Annotated in this window: 1 protein-coding gene and 1 pseudogene; both read left to right on the top strand. The window is 70.3% G+C overall.

All coding sequences use genetic code 11. The features are described 5' to 3' along the window. The coding region (locus AB0G32_RS40395; RefSeq protein ID WP_361176080.1) for an RICIN domain-containing protein at positions 1-864 on the top strand (864 nt) is incomplete at its 5' end. A 90-nt stretch (positions 865-954) separates the two neighbouring features. Next, a pseudogene (locus AB0G32_RS40390) lies at positions 955-1,247 on the top strand (hypothetical protein); the annotation flags it as partial.

Raw genomic sequence — 1,247 nt, 5'->3', positions numbered from 1 at the left:
TACTCGCTCGCTCTCCAGCGTTCCGGGGTCGAACCGCTCGCCGTGCCGGGTACGTTCGTGCAGCGCGGTTTCCTGCCCCGCTGGCTGGCCACCTTTCTGAGCATCTTCCTGGCGCTGGCGCTCGCGTTCGTGCTGATCTGGATCGCCTACCAGCCGCAGGTGCGCACCGCCGCCACCGAGCAGGTCGACGAGGCCGGTGTGGCGCTGACCCCCAGCCCCACCCCGACCGAGGAACTGGCCGCGCCCAGCGTGCCGGCCGAGTCGCCGGAGGCGGAGCAGCCGACGGCCGAGGAGTCCGAGGACACCGGCGCGGGCGGCGGCGGCGGAGACGGCGGCGGCGGGGCGTCGCCGAGCCCCACCAAGAAGAAGGTGCCGGACGTCGTGCCGGCCGAGAACATCATGCTGCGCAACACCACCACCGACATGTGTGCCGAACTCGTCGGCCGGGACAAGGGCAACCCCGACGACGTGGTGCAGCAGTCGATGTGCATCCAGGGCGACGAGGACAACCAGATGTGGAACCTGGAGGTGAAGTACCCCAAGGGCGGTCCCGGCGGGGCGAAGCTCTTCCAGATCCGCAACGTCAAGGACCAGCTCTGCATGGACCTGCCGGCCCACGGAGCCGCCGCCGCCGGCACCAAGGTCACCGAGTTCACCTGCGACAGCACCACCGCCACCGACAACCAGATGTGGTGGGTCGACAAGCAGGAGAGCGGCGACTACTGGATCCGCAACTTCGCCAGCAACCAGCTGTGCCTCGACGTCGAGGGCGACGGCGGCGGACTCGACGCCAAGCTGGACATCTCGGCCTGCACCAACATCCAGGACCAGGAGTGGAAGATCATCCACCCGACCGAGGGGTAGGGCCCGGGCCGGGCGGGGGACTGATCGGGCAGCCGGGTCTGCCCGGCGGTCCGGTGACGGGCGACGGCACCCGCCCCTAGCCTGAACGTGATGAGCCTCTGGACCTCCCTCGAGCCCGCGTCCGCCACCGTCGATCCCGGCAGCAGCACGCGCGTGCGGCTGCGGGTGCGCAACACCGGTGATGTCGTAGACGAGTACCGCTTCGAGCCGGTCGGTGATCCGGCCCCCTGGACGGTGATCGAACCACCCACGCTGCGGCTGTATCCGGGGACGACGGGGACGGTGGAGCTGACGTTCTCGCCGCCGCGTACGCCGGACGCGACGGCGGGTCCGAATCCGTACGGGGTGCGGATCACGCCGACCGAGCATCCGGAGGCGGTGAC

Origin of the sequence: Streptomyces sp. NPDC023723 (genome assembly GCF_040639815.1) — a bacterium.
In the GTDB taxonomy this organism is placed as follows: domain Bacteria; phylum Actinomycetota; class Actinomycetes; order Streptomycetales; family Streptomycetaceae; genus Streptomyces.
The sequence above is the reverse complement of the archived record's forward strand: the minus strand, read 5'-3'. Positions and strand labels throughout refer to the sequence as shown.